23 protein-coding genes, 1 tRNA gene, 1 other RNA gene, 1 pseudogene and 1 other annotated feature are annotated in these 23,840 nt (G+C 44.6%); of the genes and pseudogenes, 4 read left to right on the top strand and 22 right to left on the bottom strand.

All coding sequences use genetic code 11. The features are described 5' to 3' along the window. Nucleotides 1-414 precede the first annotated feature (414 nt). From ACR65H_RS18125 to ffs, 6 genes are all read right to left on the bottom strand, one after another. Nucleotides 415-678: a pro-sigmaK processing inhibitor BofA family protein gene (locus ACR65H_RS18125; RefSeq protein WP_440502312.1), complete on the bottom strand. Its 264-nt coding sequence runs from the start codon at nt 676-678 to the stop codon at nt 415-417. 86 nt (nt 679-764) lie between these two features. Next, complete coding sequence (locus tag ACR65H_RS18130) at nt 765-983, bottom strand: YaaL family protein (RefSeq protein WP_440502314.1); 219 nt, start codon at nt 981-983, stop codon at nt 765-767. Between the two features lie 13 nt (nt 984-996). After that, complete coding sequence (gene recR / locus ACR65H_RS18135; RefSeq protein ID WP_440502316.1) at nt 997-1,593, bottom strand: recombination mediator RecR; 597 nt, start codon at nt 1,591-1,593, stop codon at nt 997-999. Nucleotides 1,594-1,604: 11 nt separating this feature from the next. Further along, complete coding sequence (locus ACR65H_RS18140; protein WP_239433651.1) at nt 1,605-1,925, bottom strand: YbaB/EbfC family nucleoid-associated protein; 321 nt, start codon at nt 1,923-1,925, stop codon at nt 1,605-1,607. 23 nt (nt 1,926-1,948) lie between these two features. After that, nucleotides 1,949-3,715 carry a DNA polymerase III subunit gamma/tau gene (gene dnaX, locus ACR65H_RS18145; RefSeq protein WP_440502319.1) on the bottom strand — a complete coding sequence of 589 codons (1,767 nt, stop codon included), beginning with the start codon at nt 3,713-3,715 and terminating at the stop codon, nt 1,949-1,951. 105 nt (nt 3,716-3,820) lie between these two features. Continuing rightward, nucleotides 3,821-4,087, bottom strand: an RNA gene (ffs, locus tag ACR65H_RS18150) — signal recognition particle sRNA large type. Between the two features lie 268 nt (nt 4,088-4,355). Between ffs and ACR65H_RS18155 the strand changes: the two genes are divergently transcribed. Continuing rightward, nucleotides 4,356-4,448 (top strand) — tRNA-Ser (locus tag ACR65H_RS18155). Between the two features lie 93 nt (nt 4,449-4,541). Here the strand turns inward: ACR65H_RS18155 and thrB are convergent. From thrB to ACR65H_RS18170, 3 genes are read right to left on the bottom strand one after another with little or no spacing between them, the layout of a single operon-like run. Continuing rightward, a complete protein-coding gene (thrB, locus tag ACR65H_RS18160; protein ID WP_440502321.1) occupies nt 4,542-5,444 on the bottom strand; it encodes a homoserine kinase in 903 nt (300 codons plus the stop codon). Further along, a complete protein-coding gene (thrC, locus tag ACR65H_RS18165; RefSeq protein WP_440502323.1) occupies nt 5,444-6,502 on the bottom strand; it encodes a threonine synthase in 1,059 nt (352 codons plus the stop codon). Before thrC ends, thrB begins: the two co-directional genes overlap by 1 nt. Further along, nucleotides 6,499-7,797 carry a homoserine dehydrogenase gene (locus ACR65H_RS18170; RefSeq protein ID WP_440502325.1) on the bottom strand — a complete coding sequence of 433 codons (1,299 nt, stop codon included), beginning with the start codon at nt 7,795-7,797 and terminating at the stop codon, nt 6,499-6,501. Before ACR65H_RS18170 ends, thrC begins: the two co-directional genes overlap by 4 nt. A gap of 157 nt (nt 7,798-7,954) precedes the next feature. On the opposite strand from ACR65H_RS18170, the gene ACR65H_RS18175 reads away from it, so the two are divergent. Then, a complete protein-coding gene (locus tag ACR65H_RS18175; RefSeq protein WP_440502326.1) occupies nt 7,955-9,322 on the top strand; it encodes an aspartate kinase in 1,368 nt (455 codons plus the stop codon). An 87-nt stretch (nt 9,323-9,409) separates the two neighbouring features. Here ACR65H_RS18175 and ACR65H_RS18180 read toward each other — a convergent pair whose 3' ends face one another. The 6 genes and pseudogenes from ACR65H_RS18180 to ACR65H_RS18205 all read right to left on the bottom strand — a co-directional run bounded on the left by ACR65H_RS18180 (nt 9,410) and on the right by ACR65H_RS18205 (nt 14,361). After that, complete coding sequence (locus ACR65H_RS18180; RefSeq protein ID WP_440502328.1) at nt 9,410-10,126, bottom strand: 3-ketoacyl-ACP reductase; 717 nt, start codon at nt 10,124-10,126, stop codon at nt 9,410-9,412. A gap of 160 nt (nt 10,127-10,286) precedes the next feature. Further along, on the bottom strand, nt 10,287-10,859 hold the full coding sequence (locus ACR65H_RS18185) for an acetylglutamate kinase (RefSeq protein WP_440502353.1): 573 nt from the start codon (nt 10,857-10,859) through the stop codon (nt 10,287-10,289). 124 nt (nt 10,860-10,983) lie between these two features. Continuing rightward, entirely contained in the window at nt 10,984-11,754 is a 771-nt protein-coding gene (locus ACR65H_RS18190; RefSeq protein ID WP_440502330.1) for a YibE/F family protein, read from the bottom strand. Further along, nucleotides 11,751-12,891 (bottom strand): annotated as a pseudogene (locus tag ACR65H_RS18195) (YibE/F family protein). Before ACR65H_RS18195 ends, ACR65H_RS18190 begins: the two are co-directional and overlap by 4 nt. A gap of 169 nt (nt 12,892-13,060) precedes the next feature. After that, nucleotides 13,061-13,729 carry a deoxynucleoside kinase gene (locus ACR65H_RS18200; protein ID WP_440502332.1) on the bottom strand — a complete coding sequence of 223 codons (669 nt, stop codon included), beginning with the start codon at nt 13,727-13,729 and terminating at the stop codon, nt 13,061-13,063. Continuing rightward, nucleotides 13,726-14,361: a deoxynucleoside kinase gene (locus ACR65H_RS18205; RefSeq protein ID WP_440502334.1), complete on the bottom strand. Its 636-nt coding sequence runs from the start codon at nt 14,359-14,361 to the stop codon at nt 13,726-13,728. Before ACR65H_RS18205 ends, ACR65H_RS18200 begins: the two co-directional genes overlap by 4 nt. 132 nt (nt 14,362-14,493) lie before the next feature. Here ACR65H_RS18205 and tadA point away from each other — a divergent pair, with 132 nt between their 5' ends. Beyond that, on the top strand, nt 14,494-14,994 hold the full coding sequence (tadA, locus tag ACR65H_RS18210; protein ID WP_440502336.1) for a tRNA adenosine(34) deaminase TadA: 501 nt from the start codon (nt 14,494-14,496) through the stop codon (nt 14,992-14,994). 20 nt (nt 14,995-15,014) lie between these two features. On the opposite strand, the gene serS is transcribed toward tadA, so the two are convergent. From serS to pdxS, 4 genes are all read right to left on the bottom strand, one after another. Next, nucleotides 15,015-16,289 carry a serine--tRNA ligase gene (serS, locus tag ACR65H_RS18215; RefSeq protein ID WP_440502338.1) on the bottom strand — a complete coding sequence of 425 codons (1,275 nt, stop codon included), beginning with the start codon at nt 16,287-16,289 and terminating at the stop codon, nt 15,015-15,017. A gap of 69 nt (nt 16,290-16,358) precedes the next feature. Next, nucleotides 16,359-16,570, bottom strand: a binding site (T-box leader). 47 nt (nt 16,571-16,617) lie between these two features. Further along, nucleotides 16,618-17,190 (bottom strand): NUDIX hydrolase, encoded by a 573-nt coding sequence (locus tag ACR65H_RS18220; RefSeq protein WP_440502340.1) that lies wholly within the window; start codon nt 17,188-17,190, stop codon nt 16,618-16,620. A 14-nt stretch (nt 17,191-17,204) separates the two neighbouring features. Next, on the bottom strand, nt 17,205-17,423 hold the full coding sequence (locus tag ACR65H_RS18225; RefSeq protein WP_440502342.1) for a DUF6199 family natural product biosynthesis protein: 219 nt from the start codon (nt 17,421-17,423) through the stop codon (nt 17,205-17,207). Nucleotides 17,424-17,557: 134 nt separating this feature from the next. Beyond that, complete coding sequence (pdxS, locus tag ACR65H_RS18230; protein ID WP_440502344.1) at nt 17,558-18,403, bottom strand: pyridoxal 5'-phosphate synthase lyase subunit PdxS; 846 nt, start codon at nt 18,401-18,403, stop codon at nt 17,558-17,560. Between the two features lie 257 nt (nt 18,404-18,660). On the opposite strand from pdxS, the gene pdxR reads away from it, so the two are divergent. Further along, nucleotides 18,661-20,064, top strand: a complete 1,404-nt coding sequence (gene pdxR, locus ACR65H_RS18235; protein ID WP_440502346.1) for a MocR-like pyridoxine biosynthesis transcription factor PdxR — start codon at nt 18,661-18,663, stop codon at nt 20,062-20,064. A 29-nt stretch (nt 20,065-20,093) separates the two neighbouring features. Here pdxR and ACR65H_RS18240 read toward each other — a convergent pair whose 3' ends face one another. The 3 genes from ACR65H_RS18240 to ACR65H_RS18250 form a co-directional block, all read right to left on the bottom strand. Next, nucleotides 20,094-21,437: a serine hydrolase gene (locus ACR65H_RS18240; RefSeq protein ID WP_440502348.1), complete on the bottom strand. Its 1,344-nt coding sequence runs from the start codon at nt 21,435-21,437 to the stop codon at nt 20,094-20,096. Nucleotides 21,438-21,584: 147 nt separating this feature from the next. Next, nucleotides 21,585-23,051 (bottom strand): IMP dehydrogenase, encoded by a 1,467-nt coding sequence (gene guaB, locus ACR65H_RS18245; RefSeq protein ID WP_440502350.1) that lies wholly within the window; start codon nt 23,049-23,051, stop codon nt 21,585-21,587. Nucleotides 23,052-23,160: 109 nt separating this feature from the next. Then, nucleotides 23,161-23,640: a glutathione peroxidase gene (locus ACR65H_RS18250; RefSeq protein ID WP_440502352.1), complete on the bottom strand. Its 480-nt coding sequence runs from the start codon at nt 23,638-23,640 to the stop codon at nt 23,161-23,163. Nucleotides 23,641-23,840 lie beyond the last annotated feature (200 nt).

Here is a 23,840-nt window from a genome sequence, read left to right on the forward strand (position 1 = left end):
TTGACGTTTTGCTGTTCAGTTTTCAAGGTTCATTGTGCGCCGCTTCGTCAGAAGCAACTCTTATATAATACCATCTTCGCAATTCCTTTGTCAACAACTTTTTTCAAAAACTTTTAAGCTGTTTTGAAGTAGTTATTCATTTATCGGAAACGCGAGGATATTAATATAACATCTCCTCTTCATAAGCGCAATACCTATTAAAAAAACAATTTCTTTTGACATCTAGTCATTTACCAATCAACTTCTATAAAGGGTATTGAAGAGTCAACCCTTACTAAAGTTAGATATCCTTTTGTGCTTTACTAGCTTGTTGGGCAATTGCAGCTCCTTGTAGTTCAAGCGCCGGATGGCAATAATTTATATTTTATTCCCCCACATAAAAAATGCCCCTTCTATATATAGAAGAGACATTCATCATAGAAAAACCGCAAACGCGAATAACGCAGCGAAGCCTGGTATTCCCAATACGGCTAAAAGGAGGCCGGATGCAATATTCACCGGAAAATAGATTCCAATAAAGCCGCCGACAATATTCAAGATAAAGAGTGCAAGAAATGCGAAAGCCAAACGGAACCAAAATACAGATAGACGCTCGGACAATTTCTTCAATTGCTTTTTATCCATCATCAATAGTAGTAATAGAATAGCTCCGATGGTGGCGATGCCGATAAATTTCATGGAAAGCGCTCCTTTCGACTAATAGTCCACTCTATGCGCTTTCCTAGTAAATTATCACGTTCGTCCAGCTCCCAATTCGCTAAGGCTCATCCGCGATCTATGCGAAGCTGGCGTTCCTTTGCTTCTTTGAATAAATGAAAGTACTTACTTTCAGCTATCTTTCTTCGTACCATCACTTCTTGATCATAGTCATTCAAATACTTCTCAATTTCCCTCGCCCGCTCCCACTCTTCCTTTGTTTCGAGAAGCAAGTTGTAAAGCTGGGCATCGAATTCCCTTTTTAATTTTCTCTTTCGGCCAAACATCGACGTTGACCTCCTATAATTCTCTGCGTCCTTCAAGTGCTTTCGATAGTGTCACTTCATCCGCATATTCTAAATCTCCTCCGACAGGAAGGCCATGTGCAATTCTCGTAGTCGTTATGCCTGACGGTTTTACTAGTCTCGAAATATACATTGCTGTCGCTTCCCCTTCGATTGTCGGGTTTGTCGCTAAGATCAATTCTTCCACTTCTTCATCTTGAAGCCTGGTCAATAAGGAAGGGACATTGATATCTTCAGGCCCAACACCGTCCATCGGAGAAATTGCACCATGCAGGACGTGGTATAGACCGTTGTAATCCCTCATCTTTTCCATGGCAATCACATCTTTTGGATCTTGGACGACGCAGATCATAGACCTGTTACGAGATTGGTCCTGGCATATCTGACATGGATCTATATCGGTTATATGCCCGCAGACTGAGCAGAAACGCAAATTCCGTTTTGCATCGACGAGCGCCTTGGCGAAGTCTAGAACTGTATCTTCTTTCATACTTAATACAAAAAACGCCAGACGACCCGCTGTTTTCGGGCCGATGCCTGGCAGTTTCATGAAACTATCGATCAGTTTCGATATCGGTTCAGGATAATGCATGTCTTTTCCTCCTAGAACATTCCAGGCAGGTTCAATCCTTTCGTGAATTGCCCCATTGTGGAGTTCGTTAGTTCTTCAGCTTGCTTCATCGCTTCATTTGTAGCAATCACAACAAGGTCCTGCAGCATTTCCACGTCCTCCGGATCGACGACTGATGGATCGATGACAACTTCAAGCACTTCCTTATGGCCTGAAACGACAACTTTCACCATGCCGCCTCCCGCTGTTCCTTCAAGACGCTTTTCACCTAGTTCTTCTTGGGCTTCCGCCATTTTCTTTTGCATTTTCTGCATTTGCTTCATCATGCCTTGCATATTTCCCATACCACGCATAGTGATTTCCTCCTCAATTTTGTTTAATCATCATGTACTTTTATGAATTCCTTGCCAAACATTCTTTCCGCTTCCGCAACAATCGGATCATCATTCAACTGCTCGGCTTCCTGAACGAATGAAGGGAGTTCCTCCGCTCCATCCTTCTCCTCGCCTGCTGTCTCGTCCGTATTATCCTGTTGCTTCGTCAAACCATTATTCCGGATAAACTCCTCTCTAACCTTTAGCCAACCGTCCTCCGGAACATACACGACATCATATGCTTTGCCGGTACGTGTGCGGAGGGCTTCCGATAGGCCAGATCTAAGCGAGGAATTTTCCGATGCCATGAGGCAATGGATTTCATACTTGAATTTTAACACAAAAGCGTTGTCAGATGCCGCTACAGGTTCAGTTTCTTCAAGGAGTGCCGAGTGGGATCTTTGCAATGTCTGCATCATTGTCGCCCACTCTTCCCGAATCACTTGAATGTCTTGACGGGTGGCATTTTTCAGAACTTCATTTATCTTTCCAGTCGGTATTCTGAATGCTTGGGATGATTTAGAAGCATTTCTTTTTGGCTGTGCAGCAGCCGGTGCGCCTTCCGCGGGACGAATCCCATTGGCAAGCTGTTGCTGGAGGTCTGCAATGAGCCGTTCCAGGCTCTCCACCTTTTGCGCGAGGTGAGGATCGGCCGCTTGATTGCCCGCAGCTTGTACAGCCGGCCCTTCCAGATGGATCATTTTTAGCAATGCTGATTCCACATACACTTTCGCATGGTTTGAAAAACGCATTTCCTGTTGTGTCTTCGAAAGGATATCTATGAATGAATAGAGAGTTTCCGGTTCGAATGCGTTGGACATGGATACGAATCGTTCATCCCCTGAAATCAATTCAAGCAGGTTGATTAAATCCGGAGCGGTTCTCAATAGAAGGAGATCCCTGAAAAATGTTATAAGGTCCTCTGCCAGGCGCGATACATCCTTCCCCTCGGCAATGAGTTGATCGAGCATTGTCAATGCGGCTGCGGCGTCTTTTGACAGCAGTGCTTCCGCTAATTGATAGAAAATATCTTCCCCGATCGATCCCGTAACGAGCAGTGCACTTTCCGCTGTCAGACGTTCACCGCTGAAAGACACGACTTGGTCAAGCATGCTGAGTGCATCACGCATTCCGCCTGAAGCAGCCTGCGCAATGACCTTCAATGCCCCTTCATCCGCGTCGATACCGGCATCGTCCAACACTTGTTTCATCCGATCTACAATTTCAGCTGAAGTGATCGGTTTGAAATCGAAACGCTGACATCGGGAAATGATGGTTAACGGAAGCTTATGGGGCTCTGTCGTTGCCAAGATGAAAACCGCATGCGCCGGCGGCTCTTCCAACGTCTTTAACAGTGCGTTGAACGCTGAATTGGATAACATATGCACTTCATCGATAATATAGACTTTAAAGCGAGCATTCGATGGGGCGAATCTTACTTTCTCGATAATATCCCGTATTTCTTCCACTCGGGAGTTCGAAGCGGCGTCGAATTCGATAACGTCTGTATTCGACCCTTCTGTCACGCTAATGCATGTTGGACATTCATTGCACGGCTCACTTGCGGGGCCGTTCTCACAATTCAATGCCTTCGCAAATACCTTTGCAGCGCTCGTCTTTCCCGTCCCCCTCGGTCCTGAAAACAGATAGGCATGGGACGTTTTATTGTGCAGCAAGGCGTTTTGCAATGTTTGCTTTACGTGTCGCTGGCCGGACATTTCGCTGAAGGACTGCGGGCGGTAGACACGATAAAAAGCTTGATAAACCACCATTCCCCCTCCTTTCCTTTTCGAAGCAATAGTACTTTTATTATAACATAGATACATAAAAAAACTCGCCCGATAAACGGACGAGTTGAATTTGAATATGTAATGCCGTGCACCTTCCTTCGACTGCCGCACATAAGCGTTACTCCTGTCGACAGCTCAGCCTAGGCTGCCCCGCGGCACATGAGAAATACCACTTAATGCTGCTTCCTTCCGGACCTGACATGGTTCATGGGTTCCCATTGCGCAGGACCCAGACGTCAACACTACGTGCAAGAGGCAGACCCTACATGCGAACAGCCTCGGGAAAGGAATTCAGTCTTGCTAGAGCGGCTTGCAAGTTACAGGGCACCGCTACCTCCCCACCTAGCACGGCTTTATTAGTATACATGTTTTTATGGATGAAATCAACCCGTCCTCACAGAAATAGGAAAGGAAGCTTATTCAGATGGATACCGAAACTTCTATTATTTCGAATAAAATCTCAGGCGTTTATTCGTGTTTCTTTGAAATTTGTTTTTTTAATGTGTCTATAAAAACAAAGAAAGTAGACAGATTTCCCTGAATATATTTTCTTAAATGAGGTACAGATAAGTAGTTGACACCTTATATTAAAACATGATAAATTATGTTTTGTTGATACGGAGGAATACCCAAGTCCGGCTGAAGGGATCGGTCTTGAAAACCGACAGGGGTGTTAAAGCCCGCGGGGGTTCGAATCCCTCTTCCTCCGCCATCCATTTTAAAAAAGCGCATAAGTTGGAGAAGTCTGTTACATTAAATGTAATGGATTTTTTTTATCTAAAAAAGATGCCCGGCCACACATTGGCTAGGCATCTTTTTGTATTGTGGAACCGATAGGAGATGGTGTGATTGCAATCGCTCTGTAATATGGGAATTCCTTTTCCAGCTGCTTCGCAATTTCCTCCTGCTTCCCTTCCTTCACTGCCACAAACAAGGAAGGACCTGCTCCGCTGATTGTCGTCCCGTATGCTCCTAATCCATGACAAAAATCACGTATTTGATCAAAGTCTTGCAGCAACGGTTTTCGGTATTGTTCATGGAAAATGTCCTTCTCCATCATCTTGCCGGCCAACTCCCAATCCCCAAGCGCCATGGCGGTCAGCATGACGTTGCTCGCGGCATTCCCCGCAGACGCCACTGAATGAGGCAGCTCCTGGGGAAGAAACCCTCTAGACTCCGAAGTCTTCAACGCATTCGGCGGAACGAGAATGATTACACCGATTATCGGCTGCGGCAGTTGGACGACTTCTAATTCATTTTCTATGAAATAGGCGACTGTCACGCCTCCTAAAAGGGCAGCGGCTACATTATCTGAATGGCCTTCAATTTCACTGCCGATTGCTACTTTCTCTTTCGGTGACAATGATAGATCGAGCAGCTCGTTAGCAATTTCAATTCCGGCAGCGATGGCTGTTGCGCTGCTGCCGAGTCCTTTACCGAGAGGAATATCGGAAATGACGCGCAAAGTGTGTGGACGAACTTCCTTGCCATGCCTTCCCGCCACGTCTTGAATCGTTCGGACGATTAAATTCGTGTCGTCAGTCGCCAAACCGGCATATTCTTCTCCCTCGTAATGGACATTCCATTTCAGTGCCTCTTTTACCTCGACGGTCATATACAAGGAAAGCGCCATCCCGACACTGTCGTACCCTGGTCCCAAATTCGCTGTCGTAGCTGGGACGACGACCGTGAATAATGGTGCCTCCATCAGTTTGCCCCTGCCTTTACATCATTCAAAAATGCATCGAACTGCTCCCTGGAGAGGAATGGTTGCCCTTCATTTACTATAATCGCTGTTTCAGGATCCTTCAGTCCGTTTCCTGTCAGCACACCTACAATCGTCGTCCCTTTCTCGATCAGACCTGCATCGAGTTGTTTCTTAATGCCTGCAATCGTTGCACAGGAGGCAGGCTCTGCAAAAATACCGTCCGTCGAAGCTAAAAGACGGTAGGCTTCCAATATCTCCTCGTCCGTTGCGGAAAGAATCGCCCCGTCTGACTCTTCAAGAGCCGCTGTCGCCAAATGCCAGCTTGCGGGATTCCCGATCCGGATGGCTGTTGCAACAGTTTCAGGTTCTTCGAATACATGGTCGTAAACAATTGGAGCTGCTCCATCCGCTTGTACGCCTAATAACTTCGGCGTACCTGAACCTTTTTTCTCGTCATATTCCTTAAAGCCTTTCCAAGCAGCAGAAATATTCCCTGCATTTCCGACTGGCAACGCAAATATATCAGGTACTTTCCCTAATTGCTCGATTGTTTCGAAAGCAATCGTCTTTTGTCCTTCCAGCCGGTATGGATTCACTGAATTCACAAGAGCAATTTTCCCTTCGCCCGCTTCACGGACCATTCGCAGCGCTTCGTCGAAGTTTCCTTCGATCGCCACGATTTCCGCACCGTACATTTTCGCCTGCGCCAATTTCCCAAGAGCAATCCGTCCTTCCGGGATAACAACGATTGTCCGCATCCCTGCGCGTGCGCCGTACGCCGCTGCTGAAGCAGATGTATTGCCCGTGGATGCGCAAATGAGCGCGGTTTTCCCTTCCTCTTTCGCTTTAGCGACGGCCATCACCATGCCGCGATCCTTGAAAGAGCCTGTCGGGTTTGTCCCTTCTGTCTTTACGTAAAGATTGATGCCCCATTGTTCGGAGAGGTTTTTCAAATGGATGAGCGGTGTGTTTCCTTCTTGTAATGTCAGTTCCGGCGTATTCTCCGTCACCGGCAGCCATTCTTTGTATTCTTCGATTAATCCATTCCATCTTCTCATCTGTTTTCACCCTCCACTCGGTAGTAGCTCACAACACCGTTCACTTCCGGTGTGTTATGCAGTTCATTCATGATGTCTAAATGCTGTTGCCTTGAAATGCTATGTGTAATCATAATCAAGTCGACGCCCCCATTACTGTCGCCTTCATGCTGGACGACGGTTGCAAGGCTTGCTCCATGATTGCTGTAGATCGATGCCAATTTTGTCAGGACGCCCACTTCGTCTTTGACGGAGATTCTGTGCAAATAGCGGCCGATGATTTGGTTGTCGTTTTTTACTTTATACGTATATTGCGGTGCATGGAGTCTTTTTCCGTTTACACCGAGCAATAAATTACGGCACGCCGCGACGATGTCTCCTGTTACCGAAGTCGCTGTCGGCAACGAACCTGCTCCCGGTCCATAGAACATCGTCTCCCCGACGGTGTCCCCATATACATAGACGGCATTGAATTCATTATTGACAGAGGCAAGCGGATGCGAGTTTTGGATGAATACCGGCTCTACGGAAATTTCGATTCCATCGTCATCCTTTTTCGCAAATCCAGCCATTTTCACAGTGAAGCCGAACTGTTCCGCCAATGCAAGGTCGCCATCTTTGATTTCCTTCATTCCTCTCACAAAGACGTCGTCCAAGCTGACATCTGTTGAAAAGGCAAGTGACGCGAGGATTGTCATTTTCCGTGCCGCATCAATTCCATCGACATCCGCTGATGGGTCGGCTTCCGCGTAGCCAAGCTCCGTCGCTTCTGCCAAAGCTTCTTCATACGTTTTCTTTTCGTGTTTCATTTTCGTCAGGATGAAGTTCGTCGTTCCGTTTACGATGCCTGTCAGTGCACGGATCCGGTCGGATGCAAGTCCGTCTTCAAGCGTTCGAATGAGCGGTATGCCGCCACCGACGCTCGCTTCATAGAACAAATCACATTTATGTTCATCCGCAAGCTTCAATAATTCATGTCCGAATTGAGCCATGACATCTTTATTCGCCGTCACGACTCCTTTGCCTGCTCGAAGCGACTTCTCAATCGCTTGTTTTGCCTCACTTGTCCCTCCAATCACTTCTACGACGAGATCGATTGACGGATCTTCAATTACTTCGTCCAAATCTGTAATGAAAATGTCCGGTGACAGTTCCGTATCCCGTTTTTTCGTTGCATCTTTTACGAGGACTTTTTTTATCTTTACAGGAACACCTAATTTATGGTTCAAGTCATCTTGGTGCCTATGTATGATTTCAGCTACACCGCCACCTACGACACCGAATCCAAGTAAACCGATATTGATTTCATTAATCATATTTGACGATTCTCCTCACTATATGTACACTATGAAAAAACAATCGTTCTTCGCATAAGGACATTATAGAGAAATAAACTTTCAATAACAACCCCATTTATGTTAAAGTTCAAGATATCATGAATTGTAATTTTATTAAAGATTGGATCTGATGAATATGAAGGTATGTAAATTCGGCGGCACTTCCGTTGCCACTGCCGATCAAATTAGAAAAGTAGTCGATATTGTAACTTCCGACAGTGACCGTAAAATTGTTGTTGTTTCAGCGCCTGGAAAACGCTTTTCGGATGATATTAAAGTGACTGACCTCCTGATCCGACTTGGTGAGAAGGCATTGGCAAATGAAGAAACAGAAACCGATCTGCTGGAAGTCGTCGGTCGATATAGCTCGATTGCTGAAAGTCTCGGACTCGACAGTGACATTATTCATAAGATAGATCAAGATTTACGCGAACGACTTTCTCGCGACAAAGATGACTCCCTATTGTTCATGGATACGATGAAAGCTGCGGGCGAGGATAATAATGCAAAGTTGATTGCCGCCTATTTCCAATACATTGGGTTTGATGCGAAGTATGTCAGCCCTAGAGAAGGCGGATTGCTCGTAAACGATCGTCCGGAGCGTGTTCGGGCATTGCCTGAAGGGGATGAACGGCTTGCAAAATTACGTGATGAAAGAGGAATTATTGTTTTTCCGGGATTTTTTGGCTATACAGAAGACGGAACACTCCGTACTTTCAATCGAGGCGGCTCAGATATTACCGGCTCTATCATTGCGGCAGCTGTGAAGGCAGATCTCTATGAAAACTTTACAGATGTCGACTCGGTATTTGCTGCCAATCCGACTGTGATCGAAAACCCGGTTGCGATCGAAAAGATGACATATCGTGAAATGCGGGAACTCGCCTATGCAGGCTTCTCCGTTTTTCATGACGAAGCGCTCATCCCCGCTTTCCGGAAATCAATCCCTGTAAGTATCAAAAATACAAACAATCCTGAAGCACCAGGTACGTTGATCGTCAAAGAACGGGATTATAATGAGCAGCAAGTTATCGGAATTGCTGCGGACAGCGGCTTTACCGCCATTTACGTCGATAAATATTTAATGAACTTGGAAATTGGATTCGGTCGCAGACTTCTGCAGATTTTCGAGGAAGAAGGCATTTCGTACGAACATACGCCGTCTGGTATCGACAACCTTTCCATCATCATCCGTAGTCGCTTCCTGACGAAAGAGAAGGAAGAACGGATTGTGGAGCGGATCCAGAAAGAATTGGAACCGGATGCTGTCATCGTTGAGCACGATTACTCGATGATCGTACTTGTAGGTGAAGGCATGCAATATACGACCGGCTTGGCAGCACGGGCTGCGACAGCCATTGCGAGAAGCGGCACCAACATTGAAATGATTAACCAAGGGTCATCCGAAGTCAGCCTTGTTTTTGGGGTAAAAGTACAGGACGAAACGAAGAGTTTGAAAGAGTTGTATAACGAGTTTTTCGTGAAGTCGTATGTACAATCATAAAAATAAAGCCGCTCTTTTGTTTTAAGAAGATGCTGATCAAAAAGACGCTATCCACTGGATAGCGTCTTTCTATATTAATTCAATCGATTAAGGATTCGTTGACCAGAGTCCAGCATGTTTTAAAACGACACGAGGGTGAAGTTTTAGCTGTGCAACCATTAAGTCCGCTAAATCTTCTGCTTGCATCACTTTTTCAGGGTTGCCGTCTGTCAAGTTCAGTTCAACAGCCATATCCGTTGCAACCGTACTTGGCGTCAATGTTGTCACTCGAATATTTTTCTTGCGCACTTCAAGCATTAATGACTCACTCATTCCGATCACTGCGGCTTTTGAAGCCGAATATGCACTTGTGATTGGTGCACCTTTTTGACCAGCCGTTGATGAGATATTAATAATGTCACCTGTGTTCCGCTCGATCATTTCCGGCAATACCGCGCGTGTTGTGTAGTACACGCCTTTGACGTTGACATCGATAATATTTGTCCATTCTTCAGGCGTTAAGTCCATGAAGCTGCCGAACTTTGAAATGCCAGCGTTATTCACTAAAATGTCGATTGGACCTAGCTCTCCACGGATGGATTCGACTGCTGATGCAATCGAGTCTAAATCTGCCACATCTGCCGCAGCGAATGCTACCTTCACGTCATATTGTTTAAGTTCCTCTGCAACTCGTTGTAAATTTTCAAGCGTGCGTCCAACTAGACCTACGTGAATACCTTCTTTCGCAAATGCCAATGCTGTTGCTCGTCCGATTCCGCGGCCTGCTCCTGTAATTAATGCCACTTTTCCTGCGATTGATTGCATGTTTTTCCGCTCCTTTACTTATGGATGTCTCTATTCTAGATGAAAACAACTACAAATGCTTTACTGACGATTGGTTGATATTAATCGTGAATAATGACTAGTAAACTAAAAGCAGTGGATATTTACGCTTACTAAACGTAATATCCACCGCTCATTTTCATTAAGGTACGAACATGTAAGGAAATTGCTTAAATATGCCCTCCGAAATCATATCCGCCATCATCAACGCTTCTGCCTCAATTTGGTCGAACACTTGCACTTCCAATTCGAAATTCTTTTGGATCATACATACCGCTTCGAGCTTCGTCAAAGCCAAATGGGAATACATCATCTTCCGAAACGCTTCTTTGTCGATGTATGGATTAATCCTATTCAGAAATTCTGCAATTTCGTCTGCATTCCGGTACCACTCCGCTTCTTTCTGCTCTGCCTTTTCCGTATCTCCATTTACAGCGGCGGTCACCAAATCTGCCGCAATCATCAAATGTTCAGAGATAAGATCACGATACGCATCTGCAATTTTATCGCCATAATATGGTCTCAAGGCATTTCCCATGTCTGTAGCATTTCGCAATAGGCGTGCGAGTACAAATTTCAAATCCGGAACTTGGAAAACGATTGCAGTGATAGCCATCCGTGTCCACGTGACATGCTGCTCCCAGAGAAGCCGGTTTTTATTCCATAATGTCACTTGAGCGCCGCTATAACAATTGATAGGTCGTGAAGGGCTCATAGGAAACTTCGGATACGCCGAGTCAATTCCATAATATTGGTTCACTCTACCACTCCAATATTCATACTTGGGTCAGTACATATTATTCGATTGGAGCAATATCGGTGAATTTGCCCGATATCATCTATACCTGCCCTTTTTCCCTTTTCCTAATTAAAAGATATGCATTGATGCCCGACGCAATTAGAAGACTCAGTGCCACTCCGATACCGGCACATAGAATCGAAATCATTTCGGCACTGAATATTTTGGAGTTGAGAATACCCCCAACGGAATAGTGAAGATCTTTAAACCATAACAGCAATGCTAAATAGCCTCCGAAAAATACGAAAAACAATGTATTCGTATCCGCACCTAAAATATCTCGCCCGACTCTCATTCCTGAAGCAAATAAATCTCTCCTGCTGATTGATGGATTGTTATTGAAGATTTCATGCATGGAAGCCGCCATTGAAATTGCCACATCCATAATGGCACCGATTGTACTCATAATAATTACTGAAGCTAAAAGTTTCGTGAAATCAATGCCAATGAAAAGTGAAAATATGCCTAGCTCATTTATTTCCTCCTCGCCAAAGCCTTGGATCATTGCATATTTTGTCACAATGATGATAAAGAAAAGCAACAACATAATTGTGACCATCGTAGAAATAAAAGCGGCAATCGTTTTACTGTTTACTTCATTAATAAAAAACAGGCTAATGCAGCTAATAAGTACACATGCGATGACCGTTATGATTATGGGATTCCATTGTGGATTTGTCATCAGGAAAATCGTGAACATGATAACGCCAAAATTCAAGAATAAGGAAATAAAAGACCTGACTCCTTTTTTTCCACCGACAATCAACATGAGTACAAATAAAATGAGCGCTAGCACAACAATTACATTCATGATTTCACCCTCTTTCGATTCACAAAATAAAGGGTCGTGTAAAGACCGATCGGAATCGTCGATACAATTCCAATTCCTCCGACGAGAGCGCGGGCCAATTCTAGTGAGAGATTCATGGAAAGGGTGAAGCCCAGAAGGGATGCATTTTTTAAGTATAAAATGATGACTGGGATCGACCCACTAATATAAGCAAAAAACAAAATGCTTGTGATCGTCCCCATAATATCCTTGCCTATATCAATACCCGAGGCTTTCAGTGCCTTCATGGATATATCGTTATTTTGTTCGTATAAAGCAAAGAGTGAAGAGGACATCGTAATCGCAACATCCATTACGGCACCTAACGATCCGATGAGCAATCCTGCCATAAAGACCATATGGTACGGACGCGTCAAAAATTGCATTTCTTCGTAGCGGAGTCCATTTCCTGAAGAGGCCCAAATAACAATATACGCAAGGCCAAGGGATATGAATGTCCCTAACAAGGTCGCCAGTATGGCAGCGTAGGTCTTTTCATTCAAACCGCTGACGATTGTCAAGGAAATAATAGTGAATATAATCCCGCTAACAGCGCATATCAAAACTAAACTGATCGATGGGTTTTTAAATGTAAACATCCAAGGCAAATGAAAGTAATGTGGCGTTTACGGCTAAGCTTATAATTGACAGCAAGCCTTGCTTCTTCCCTGCAATGAGTAACGTAAAAACAAAAATCCAAGCAATCAGCACAACGAATTGGTCACGTTTTACATTAATGATGCTTCCGGTTAACGTGGAATCTCCCGCTTTATTCGCTTCAATCGAAACGAACAGTCCATTTCCAACACGGTATTGTTGATCGTAAGCTCCAGATGAGGAATACTTATTCGTTAGTTGGATTAGCTGTCCTCTATGTTCTCCGTTTTTTATTTCAGCAGTGATGTGCTGTGTGAACAGACGATCTTTGTTATTATTCATATCCGTAATGTTAGATACATCTGCGATTTCAGTTTGAATGACTTTTGCGATTGGCTGCCCGTAAAATGTATAATTATGGTTAACTACAAACATAGAGACAGCAAAGCAAAGTCCTAGTAAAGAGACAAGTAGAATTTGTTTATATGTCATCTTTTTTAATCTGTTCATGACAGCATTCAAATAAAACCCTCCAGTATAGACAACCCTTCTTGCATTGTTCACAGTGTCAGATACCCTTTTTCAGCCATTAGGCATCCCACTATATCAAAGTTTGAGGGGAATTTTGATTCTATTCAATAAAAACGAAAGAAGCACCGCAAATGATTCATTCACGATGCTTCTGTCTCTATTATTTTTTTAGGGCTGCAGACAAATTCAGCATATTGCCAATCCGCTCAACGACCGTTTCCACCTCATGTGGATTGCTTTTTAAATCGTAATCTGTAATATCAATCCGAAGTACAGGACAAGCATTGAAGGAATCGATCCACTTTACATAGCGTTCATGCAGTTCTTCCCAATAGGACAGCGGCGTCTGCTGTTCCATCGAGCGACCTCTCTCTTGGATACGCGCAATAATTTTCTCAAACGGTCCGTCCAAATAGACGAGCAGGTCAGGATGCGGGAAATATGGAGTCATGACCATCGCCTCGAATAGCTTCGTATACGTATCATAATCAACCGGATCCATCGTCCCTTTGTCTTTATGCATCTTGGCGAAGATTCCAGTGTCTTCATAAATTGAACGATCTTGGATGAAACCGCCACCGTATTCAAAAATGCGTTTCTGTTCCTTGAAACGTTCCGCAAGAAAATAGATTTGCAAATGGAAGCTCCATTTTTCAAAGTCATCGTAAAAACGGTCTAGATATGGATTGTTATCCACGTTTTCTAAAGACGTCCGAAAATCTAGTGCTTGCGCGAGTGCGTTCGTCATCGTCGATTTACCGGCTCCGACTGTTCCTGCAATCGTGATGACTGCATTTTTCGGAATCCCATATTTTTCTCTTAAGTTCATTGTACTGCTCCTTTTCGTATCGTCTCATCGACTTTGCTTAGAATCGCTTGTAAATCCCGCTCGTCATTGACAAAGTCCATTTCATCACCGTTAAAATGAAGGACCGGGATGTCCGGATGCGCAGCTTCAAAGTCTGCGATGAACTGTTCATAATCCTCCGACAGCCTTTGCAGATAGGAAGGATCGATATTCTTTTCGAAGTCACGCCCGCGCAGTGCAATCCGCTTCATCAACGTATCAAGTGTTGCATGTAAATAAATGATGACATTCGGAACAGGCATGTCCTTCGTTAATATATGGTAAATCTCTTCGTACTTGGCATATTCATCCGCAGGAAGTGAGCGCCTTGCAAAAATGAGGTTCTTGAATATATGATAATCCGCCACGACGGGCTGTTGTTGGCTTAAAAACTTCTTTTGAATATCGCTCAGCTGTTTATAACGGTTGCATAGGAAGAACATTTCAGTTTGGAAGCTCCATTCCTCAATGTCTTCGTAAAATTTATTTAAAAATGGATTTTCATCCACGATTTCGCTTAATTGATGGAACCGTTGCGCTTCTGCAATCGCTTTTGACAACGTCGTTTTGCCTACGCCGATCGGCCCCTCTACCGTAATGAACGGAACAGACATAAAATGCTCTCCTTTAATTCGTCAATTTCTGCACTTCATTTTATCATAATAGGGTGTTGAAACATAGATGTTGTCGAAAAATGGCAAGGACACTTTGCAGGATGATACACTAGTTGCAAGGAGAGATGACAGATGGATGTATTTGAAACAGACCGCCACTTCATGCGACTGGCGATAGAAGAAGCTAAAAAGGCCGAGACGCTTGGCGAAGTTCCGATTGGAGCAGTCATCGTGAAAGATGGGGAGATAATTGCCACTGGGCATAACTTACGGGAAACGTCCCAGAATGCGGTCACACACGCAGAGTTATCTGCCATACAAGATGCATGCAGTGCAATTGGCAGCTGGCGGTTGGAAGAAACGACGTTGTATGTAACACTCGAGCCATGCCCGATGTGTGCAGGTGCAATTTTACAATCACGGATTCCACGCGTCGTATATGGGGCACGTGATCCGAAAGGCGGCTGCGTTGATTCATTGTACCGATTGCTGAACGACCCACGTTTCAATCATGAATGCGAAGTGGCGGAAGGCGTGCTTGCGGATGAATGTGGAACAATGCTGACAAGTTTTTTCCGGTCATTGCGGGAAAAGAAAAAAGAACAAAAAAAGGCGATGCGGGAAGTCGAGTGACTGTCGCATCGCTTTTCTTTTTATCGAATAACTTCTTTTCCACCCATGTAAGGACGCAGTACTTCTGGAACGATGACAGATCCGTCTTCTTGCTGGAAGTTTTCCAGGATAGCTGCAACTGTCCGTCCAATTGCCAAACCGCTTCCGTTCAACGTATGAACGAATTCAGGTTTCGCACCTTGCTCGCGACGGAAACGGATAGAAGCGCGTCTCGCTTGGAAATCTTCGAAGTTTGAGCAAGAAGAGATTTCACGGTATGTTTCCTGTGTCGGAATCCATACTTCAATATCGTATTTCTTCGCTGCTGTGAATCCTAGATCCGCTGTGCACATTTTTAGGACGCGGTATGGAAGTCCAAGCAATTGCAATACTTTCTCCGCGTGTCCTGTCAATTTTTCCAACTCATCGTAGGACTCTTCCGGCTTCACAAAGCGGACAAGCTCGACTTTATTGAACTGATGCTGGCGAATCAAGCCACGTGTGTCACGACCTGCAGATCCTGCTTCTGAACGGAAGTTCGTGCTGTAAGCAGTATAAGCGATCGGCAATTGAGCACCATCTAGAATTTCGTCACGGTAATAGTTCGTCACCGGAACTTCAGACGTCGGAATTAAGAAATAATCCTCTTCCTCGATCAAGAACGCATCCTCTTCGAATTTCGGCAATTGGCCTGTACCTGTCAAGCTCGTACGGTTTACCAAATATGGCGGTAGCATTTCCTCATAGCCATGCTCCTCTACGTGCAGATCGAGCATGAAGCTGATCAACGCACGCTCTAGTCTCGCACCTAGTCCACGATAAAACACAAAACGGCTGCCCGTCACTTTTGCTGCACGTTCAAAATCGAGCAAGTTCAAATCCGTCCCAATTTCCCAATGCGGCTTCGGTTCAAAAGTGAAATCCGGCTTCTCGCCCCATGTACGGACTTCGACGTTATCATCTTCGCTATCACCGACCGGTACTGATTCATGCGGAATGTTCGGAATGCGCATCATAATGTAATTCAAATCTTCTTCGACTTGATGCAATTGCTCATCAAGCGTTTTGATTTCATCTCCGACTTCACGCATGCGTGCGATTACGTCATCCGCATTTTCCTTATTGCGCTTCATTTCCGCTACTTTTTGCGAAACTTCATTACGCTCCGCTTTCAGCACTTCCACTTTCGCAATCAGTTCTCTCCGTTTTTCATCCAGTCCGACGAATTTATCCAAATCCGTCAAGTCTTCTCCGCGCTTCGTAAGCTTAGCTTTTACTTCATCGAAGTTCGCACGAAGCAATTTAATGTCTAACATAGCCGATTCCTCCTCAGTTTTGAATGTGACGATTATTTTCAGACACAAAAAAAGCCCTCTATCCCCTATACAAGGGACGAGAACTACCCGCGTTGCCACCCAAATTGATCAGCAAAAAGCTGATCCACTCTTTGAAATAACGGTTCAATGTCCGGCAAGGCCTACTCTTCGTTCAGCCCAGCTACTCAGGGACGGATTCACAAGTGTCTTTACCGGCTCGCACCACCCGCCGGCTCTCTTTGAAAAACTTGCTTGCTACTGCTTCCCATCATCGTCTTTAATTTGAAATTAACACCACTTTACTACATACAGCCACTGTTTGCAAGTTTCACGAAGTTATCGTCTTTAACATATCCGCAATTGCGTTAAAATATTCTGTTTCATGTGGAACAAAATCATTCAAGCTCATTTGTTTGCCGTCTAAGCAAACGATGTTTTCAACTTGTCCCCTAAAGAGTGCCTGTAAATCTCCGATTGAAACAGCGTGAATGCTATCTACTTCTTCCTGTTGCAATGTGAAATCAGTCGGCGCGAAGGTTGATTGATAAAGAAAAACATTCGCAAATTCCTTGTCAATGAATTCCGGCAGCCTAATGACGTCTCGAACAGCCCCCATCCTCTTTAACTTGGAAAGGTCCACTTGTATGCCAAGCTCCTCCTCCACTTCACGGATTCCATCCATAACATTCTCGTCCGCCAATAAATGACCCGCCGCTGTAATATCATACAAGCTTGGGAAATCATTTTTAGTGGCGCTTCTTTTTTGAATAAAAACATTTGCTTCATCTACGAGCCAACAATGGAATGTCTCGTGCCATAAGCCTTTCTTATGGATGATGTCTCTCGTTTCATCACATACATACTTATAATCTTCATCGAATACTTTCAGCAACTCTACCAACTTCATACTCCCTTTCAACGAAAAGCATTGATTATACTAACAACAAGGATCCATGTGAACACTACAGCAACAATTGCAGAAGTGATTTTCGTATAAAGAATTGCTCCCTTTGAAAATTCAGGCTCCCCATCATATTGCCACCGTTTCCCAAATAACATCATTTCCCGTGGAGCCAAAAATGTCAATACGCTGACTGGAACGAAGAGGATGAACAAAAAAATTGCTTCAGCCATCCCGCCCACCTCCTTGTTACATTTACGCCTTCTAATCTTTACTACGCTATTTCCTCATTAAATGTTTCAAAAACATCTATCCATAACAATAAAAAAATCCAGAACATACACCGTATGCTCTGGACATCTTCCCATCAAACTCCACGTACCGCCATTAATTCACTTTCTGCTAACTTACTTATTTCTAGACCTTTCATCGGCGTGCCAATGTCTTTAGATAAATCACCGATCAATGCATAGTTACGGAAGTCCTCCGTTGCCATGACAATCGCTCGCGCGAAGCGTTCAGGGTTGTCGGATTTAAAAATACCAGAACCGACGAATACGCCGTCTGCGCCAAGCTCCATCATCAGCGCAGCGTCCGCAGGAGTCGCTACGCCGCCCGCTGCATAATTGGTAACCGGTAAACGCTTCGCTGCGCGTATGGAGAGCAACACATCATAAGGCGCTGCCAAGTCCCTCGCAGCTACCATCAGTTCATCATTATTCATATGAATGATTTGATTCACTTGCGCATTCACTTGACGTAGATGGCGTACCGCTTCAACGATATTGCCCGTTCCCGGTTCACCTTTCGTACGAAGCATCTTTGCTCCTTCTCCGAGACGGCGCGCCGCTTCACCTAGATTACGAGCGCCGCAGACGAACGGCACTTTATAATCGCTCTTCAATAAATGAAACTCGTCATCCGCCGGAGTCAACACTTCACTTTCATCTATGAAATCCACACCCATTGCCTCCAACACACGTGCTTCTGAAATATGTCCAATCCGCACTTTAGCCATAACCGGAATCGAAACTGCCTTTTGAACTTCTTCAACGATGCGCGGATCTGCCATCCGGGCAACTCCGCCCGCTGCTCGGATATCCGATGGGACGCGTTCAAGCGCCATAACTGCCACTGCTCCTGCTGCCTCCGCTACTTTTGCCTGTTCTGCATTGATAACATCCATAATTACGCCGCCATACTTAAAATCCATTAACTCTTCCCCCTTTTCATTTCATTCAGTATACTAGAGTATGACCATATTGAAATACTCAGTTTGATGATAAATGAAGGGGTCAGATTGTTTTTATTAAATAGTTCTATAGTCACAAAATGACCATATATCTTGGGAAATGATCAATATAACTCGGGAAATAATCAATAACAAGTTTGAATTGATCAATATATCCCGGGAAATGATTGATATCCATCGGGAAATGACCGATAACTTTTTTAGGCGAGGTGCATCACATGGAAATGCTCTTAATTGAACTGAATAAAGATAGCGAAACGCCTCTCTACGAGCAAATTTACCAACAAATTCGCAATGACATCACCGAAGGGAAGCTCGTTGTAGGCGAAAAGCTGCCTTCAAAACGGAAACTCGGTGAATTTCTCGATGTCAGCCAGACGACGATTGAAATCGCTTATGGACAGCTGGCGGCGGAAGGGTTTATTACATCCAAACCGCGAAAAGGCTATTTTGTACAGGAAGTCGGCGAATTGGCATATGTACAGCCCACCGAGGAATTCAAGTTTACTGCAAAAGAGGTACGAAAAGAACTTGAAATTGACTTCTCACCGGGTAAGATCGATACGGAGTCATTCCCTTTTGCACAGTGGCGGAAATACGCAAAAGATACCATCGATGAATCGTCGTCGCACCTTCTACTATTAGGTCATCCGCATGGAGATGTAGAGCTTCGGCAAGAAATTGCGAAGTATTTATACCATTCGAGAGGGGTCGATTGCTCCGCGGACCAGATCATCGTCGGCTCGGGTACGGAACAGCTTATGCCATTGCTCATCCGAATTCTAGGACCGAGAGCAAAGTATGCCATTGAGGATCCGGGATATCCGCTCACCCATCACGTCTTCTTCCATAACAACCGGGAGGCTGTGCCGATTGCAGTCGACATGGAAGGAATGGACGTTCAGGCGCTCCAGCAGTCGGAAGCAACTGTGGCTTATGTGACACCATCCCATCAGTTCCCGACCGGTACAGTACTCTCTGCGGCCCGTAGAACAGCTTTGTTGAACTGGGCGGCAACACATGCCAGCAATTTTATCATAGAGGATGATTACGACAGTGAATTCCGCTATACCGGCCGCCCAATCCCTTCTCTGCAAGGAATGGATAAGGCAGGCAACGTTATCTACGTCAGCACCTTTTCAAAATCTCTTATGCCATCACTGCGGATTGCCTATATGGTGCTTCCTCCTGTTTTGCTCAAACATTACGAAGAGGCATTCATCCACTACTCATCGACTGTACCGCGGCTTGACCAGCACACGCTAGCACGTTTCATGGCGGACGGCCATTTTGCCCGTCACTTAAACCGGATGAGAAAGGTATATAAACGCAAACTACAGTTGCTTACCGATTCCTTGCAGCAATATGCGCCGAAGATTACATTCTCAGGGGACGAGGCAGGCATGCACATCCTCATCAATGTACGTACAGATGAGAATGAGGACTCATTAACCAAGGCAGCTCTAACGCAAGGCATTCGCGTCTATGGTTTGAATGAGTACAGTAAAGTTTCAAAGAGTTCGCAGCCGTCCTTCTTAATCGGTTTCGGAGGCTTGGCAGACGACAGAATTACATGGGCTGTCGAGCGACTGATGAAAGCTTGGAATATAGAAAAAAGGTGATGGATCCTAAGCGGACCCATCACCTCATTTTATTTGAATAAACCTTTTATAAACCCAGTTGCACTATCCCAAATACCGGAGAAGAAATCACCGATTGCACTCATCATCAATGAGAACCAGCCGGCTTTTTCAACGTCATCCGTGACGACGACATCCATGCCGAGGTTTTTCGAATCGATGAATCCGTAATCATCGCCCTCTTTTTTAACAAGCTCTACATGTCCGACGACTGTTCCCTTTTTAATAGGCGCTTCGAGTGACCCATCTTTCAATAGCGACTCATCGAGGACAAGTTTCGGCTCATAGAGATCCTTTTCATTCGACTTGATCATCGCCTGGATTGGCTCTTTCACTTCGATGGAAACGGTCTTCTCTTTCCCTTTTAGGACATTCAATGTCTTTTGCTTTTTGAATTGATAGCCTTCTGGTAGAAGTTCCTCTTCAGAAAACTGGCTGAAACCATAATCGAACAATGCACGTGTCGCATCGAACCTTGCCTTATACGAGCCGACTCCATTTGCGTCAACAGCCTTCATGACGACAGCGATGACCCGCTTATCGCCACGTTTCGCTGTTCCTGTAAAGCAATGGCCAGCGAAATCAGTCGTTCCTGTCTTCAATCCGTCAACGCCTTCATATTCATAAACGAAACCTGGAAGCATAAAGTTCCAGTTGTCCATCTTAATAGCATCCGATGTTCCTTCACGGAATATTTTCGAATTGATTTTCGTCGTTTCCAAAACTTCCGGGTAATCTTTCATCAAATGGTATGCAAGTCGTGCAACCGATTTGGCAGGCATGACGTTCTCGTCTTTGTCGCCAGTCCCTTGCGGATGCATCCCTTGTAAGTATTCATTGTTCAAACCTGTAGAATTGACGAATTTATAATCAATCAAACCAAGTTCTTTCGCTTTAGCATCCATCAATTTCAAGAATTCTGTTTCCGTGCCTGCAATCGTTTCAGCAATAGCGATTGTGGCAGCATTCGCCGAATAAATTGCTAATGCTTCATAAAGCTCCCTGATCGTATACGTGCCGTCTTTACGAAGCGGAACGTTGCTTAAACGCCTGTCCTGGGAGATCGCATATGTGTAATCAGTTACTTTGTATTCTTGATCCCAACTGATTTTACCTTCTTTTATAGATTCAAATAAGATATATTCAGTCATCATTTTTGACATACTTGCAATGCCGAGTGGTGTATCTGCATTCTCTTCGTATAAAATTTTTCCACTATCCGCGTCAATTAGAATGGCACCATCCACGTGAATGCCAAGTGTCGATTCTGCTTGTGCAGGCGCTGTGCCGAACGTCATCATTAATACAAATGGAATGATCAGCAAAGCAACCCATTTTCTCATTTCCCGTTTCACCAATATACCTCCGTCATTGCAATTTTCCACTTTATATTTTAACACATCATGAACACGATTAGGGGGTTCGATTAAAAAAGCACCTTTCCGCTCATATCAAGACGTGTGGAAAGGTGCTGAAGTTCCCTATTTATAACTACTGCTTTATTATGAAATGGAGTAGTTTGGCGCTTCCTTCGTAATATGCACTTGGTGCGGATGGCTTTCACGAAGACCTGCACCAGTCATGCGGATGAACTGTGCTTTTTCACGCAAATCATGAAGGTCTTTCGTTCCGCAATAGCCCATGCCAGCCCGGATTCCGCCAACGAGTTGGTGGATCGTGTCTGCAAGTGGCCCTTTGTAAGGCATACGGCCTTCGATTCCTTCCGGCACTAGCTTCTTCGCATCTTCTTGGAAGTAACGGTCTTTGGAACCATGTTCCATTGCGCCCACTGATCCCATGCCACGGTATACTTTGAAACGTCTGCCTTGGAATATTTCCGTATCTCCAGGGCTTTCAGTCGTTCCGGCTAGCAAGCTTCCTAGCATGACGACATGTCCGCCCGCAGCCAAAGCTTTTACGATATCGCCGGAGTATTTTATTCCACCGTCTGCAATGATTGTTTTTCCTTGTTTACGTGCTTCAGAAGCACATTCATAAACTGCAGTGATTTGAGGAACACCGACGCCTGCAACGACGCGTGTCGTACAAATGGATCCTGGCCCAATTCCTACTTTGACAACATCGGCGCCTGCTTCGTACAATGCTGCAGCCGCTTCCGCAGTTGCTACATTCCCCGCAATGATATCTAGTTCCGGATACTCTTTACGGATTTGTGCAACCGTATCGAGCACACCTTTCGAATGACCGTGCGCTGTATCGATAACGATGACATCAACTTCTGCAGCAACGAGTTTCTGAACCCGTACCATCGTATCGGATGTTACGCCAACAGCTGCTCCGACAAGTAGACGACCTTGACTGTCTTTCGCAGCATTCGGGAACTCAATCACTTTTTCGATATCTTTAATTGTAATAAGACCTTTTAGGATTCCATTTTCATCGACAATCGGCAGCTTCTCGATTTTATATTGCTGCAAAATCTTTTCAGCATCTTCCAACGTCGTCCCGACTGGAGCTGTCACTAAATTATCCTTCGTCATCACATCATTGATAATAAGCGAATAATCTTGGATGAATCGCAGATCGCGGTTCGTCAAAATACCAACAAGTTTTTGCTCGTCCATATTGTTGACGATTGGAACGCCAGATATACGATACTTGCCCATTAAATGCTCCGCATCGAATACTTGGTGTTCAGGAGTGAGGAAGAAAGGATTTGTAATAACGCCATTCTCTGAGCGTTTCACCGTTACAACTTGCTCTGCCTGCTCTTCGATAGTCATATTTTTATGAATAACACCAAGTCCGCCTTGACGCGCCATTGCAATTGCCATTTTTGACTCAGTCACCGTATCCATGCCAGCACTGATAATTGGAATGTTCAAAGTCATTTTCTCCGTCAAACGGACCGAGAGATTTACATCCTTTGGCAATACCTCCGAAGCACCCGGCACAAGCAATACATCGTCGAAAGTCAATCCTTCGCGAGTGAATTTAGATTCCCACATTTCGTTTCCTCCTCTAATATCATTATCTGCAGTTGAATATTATTAAAAGGTTATCAGCGCTTATAGGACGTGTCAAGGCGACTGGAATAAGAAAATGAATTCCATAAATTCACTGAATTAACTTTTCAATTGCTCTTCGCATTTTATCCGGGGAAGTTTGCGGTGCAAACCGATCTACCACGTTGCCTTTCCTATCAACAAGAAACTTTGTGAAGTTCCATTTGATGCCCTCAGTGAGCAGTCCCTTCTTTTGTTCTACTAAAAAAGAAAACAACGGAGCAGAATTACTTCCTACAACATCAACCTTGTTAAACATCGGAAAAGTGACTCCATAATTCCTTTCACAAAACGATAAAGTCTTTTCAATCGAATCGAATTCTTGATTCATGAAGTTATCTGAAGGGAAGCCTAAAACGACAAATCCTTGGTCACGGTAATCCTCGTAAAGCTTTTGAAGCTCTTTAAACTGTTCCGTAAATCCGCATTTACTCGCTGTATTAACAATGACGGTAACTAACCCTTCGTAGTCCTTCATTGATTGCAAAGTACCATTTGGCCTTTCAACTGAAAAGTCATAAACGGAAGCCATATTCATCATCGCCTTTCCTAATCGTTATTAATCAACAATAAGTCAACTTTACAGGCAATGCAAAGATGATCATCGAATAGCTTTACCTCCAAATGGAATAATTTCAAACACAAAAAAACCATCCCCCACAGGGGATGGCCTTTGCCCGGCGACGTCCTACTCTCACAGGGGGAAGCCCCCTACTACCATCGGCGCTGAAG

The organism is Sporosarcina sp. SAFN-015 (genome assembly GCF_059415085.1).

Excerpts from the sequence above, each read along its gene's own strand:
- ACR65H_RS18190 (WP_440502330.1), bottom strand. The coding sequence starts at position 11,754 with ATGAATGTAATTGTTGTGCTAGCGCTCATTTTATTTGTACTCATGTTG.
- ACR65H_RS18180 (WP_440502328.1), bottom strand. The coding sequence starts at position 10,126 with ATGCAATCAATCGCAGGAAAAGTGGCATTAATTACAGGAGCAGGCCGC.
- serS (WP_440502338.1), bottom strand. The coding sequence starts at position 16,289 with ATGTTAGACATTAAATTGCTTCGTGCGAACTTCGATGAAGTAAAAGCT.
- pdxR (WP_440502346.1), top strand. The coding sequence starts at position 18,661 with ATGGAAATGCTCTTAATTGAACTGAATAAAGATAGCGAAACGCCTCTC.
- thrC (WP_440502323.1), bottom strand. The coding sequence starts at position 6,502 with ATGAGAAGATGGAATGGATTAATCGAAGAATACAAAGAATGGCTGCCG.
- ACR65H_RS18200 (WP_440502332.1), bottom strand. The coding sequence starts at position 13,729 with ATGAACTTAAGAGAAAAATATGGGATTCCGAAAAATGCAGTCATCACG.
- ACR65H_RS18250 (WP_440502352.1), bottom strand. The coding sequence starts at position 23,640 with ATGGCTTCCGTTTATGACTTTTCAGTTGAAAGGCCAAATGGTACTTTG.
- pdxS (WP_440502344.1), bottom strand. The coding sequence starts at position 18,403 with ATGGATTTTAAGTATGGCGGCGTAATTATGGATGTTATCAATGCAGAA.
- recR (WP_440502316.1), bottom strand. The coding sequence starts at position 1,593 with ATGCATTATCCTGAACCGATATCGAAACTGATCGATAGTTTCATGAAA.
- ACR65H_RS18185 (WP_440502353.1), bottom strand. The coding sequence starts at position 10,859 with ATGAGCCCTTCACGACCTATCAATTGTTATAGCGGCGCTCAAGTGACA.
- thrB (WP_440502321.1), bottom strand. The coding sequence starts at position 5,444 with ATGGAGGCACCATTATTCACGGTCGTCGTCCCAGCTACGACAGCGAAT.
- guaB (WP_440502350.1), bottom strand. The coding sequence starts at position 23,051 with ATGTGGGAATCTAAATTCACTCGCGAAGGATTGACTTTCGACGATGTA.
- ACR65H_RS18205 (WP_440502334.1), bottom strand. The coding sequence starts at position 14,361 with ATGTCTGTTCCGTTCATTACGGTAGAGGGGCCGATCGGCGTAGGCAAA.
- ACR65H_RS18130 (WP_440502314.1), bottom strand. The coding sequence starts at position 983 with ATGTTTGGCCGAAAGAGAAAATTAAAAAGGGAATTCGATGCCCAGCTT.
- ACR65H_RS18175 (WP_440502326.1), top strand. The coding sequence starts at position 7,955 with ATGAAGGTATGTAAATTCGGCGGCACTTCCGTTGCCACTGCCGATCAA.
- ACR65H_RS18140 (WP_239433651.1), bottom strand. The coding sequence starts at position 1,925 with ATGCGTGGTATGGGAAATATGCAAGGCATGATGAAGCAAATGCAGAAA.
- ACR65H_RS18170 (WP_440502325.1), bottom strand. The coding sequence starts at position 7,797 with ATGATTAATGAAATCAATATCGGTTTACTTGGATTCGGTGTCGTAGGT.
- ACR65H_RS18225 (WP_440502342.1), bottom strand. The coding sequence starts at position 17,423 with ATGGCTGAAGCAATTTTTTTGTTCATCCTCTTCGTTCCAGTCAGCGTA.
- ACR65H_RS18125 (WP_440502312.1), bottom strand. The coding sequence starts at position 678 with ATGAAATTTATCGGCATCGCCACCATCGGAGCTATTCTATTACTACTA.
- tadA (WP_440502336.1), top strand. The coding sequence starts at position 14,494 with ATGGATGTATTTGAAACAGACCGCCACTTCATGCGACTGGCGATAGAA.